The sequence below is a fragment of the Psychrobacter sp. 1Y4 genome, assembly GCF_051847555.1.
Genome location: NZ_JBPYDE010000925.1, coordinates 1 through 570, shown reverse-complemented (window position 1 = coordinate 570; position 570 = coordinate 1). Strand labels below are relative to the sequence as shown.

The 570-nt window shown below is 47.7% G+C and carries 1 protein-coding gene; it reads left to right on the top strand.

The genetic code is table 11. The annotated features are described in order from the left end of the window. Positions 1 to 570 (top strand): tape measure protein (locus ACS8FC_RS19640; protein WP_439298022.1); only part of this gene is annotated, 570 nt, incomplete at both ends.

The following is a 570-nucleotide window of genomic DNA, read 5'->3' as shown; positions in this document are numbered from 1 at the left end:
AAAGAGATGAATCTGGCACAGCAAGACGTGCTATCGGTTACTAAAACGATTAATGAGGCGATACAGCTATCAGGTGGTAGCGCCGAGTCTAATCAAGCCGCGATTACGCAGCTGATCCAAGGCTTGCAGTCAGGTGTCGTACGCGGCGAAGAGTTTAACTCTATCATGGAGCAATCGCCACGCCTCGCACGCGCAATGGCAGATGGTTTAGGTGTTACGCTTGGTCAGCTGCGTGCAATGGCAGCCGAAGGCAAGTTAACGTCAGAAGTGGTTATCACCGCAGTACAGTCACAAGGCGCGGCAATTCAGTCTGAATTTGACAAAATGCCATTAACCGCCGCCAACTCATTGAGCCAGTTAAAAAACAACTTCTTTAGCTTCATTGGTGATATTGACAAGCAGCTCAATGGATCAAGCGGTGTCGCATCTATTATTCAGCAGATGGCAACTAGTCTAAATGAGATAGACCCCGCCACTACGGATGCAGTCAGAGAGGCATTTACCCAGTTGGGCGAAGTCGCTCAATTATTAGGCGAAAATGTATTCACAGTAACAGATAATTTAGGTGAG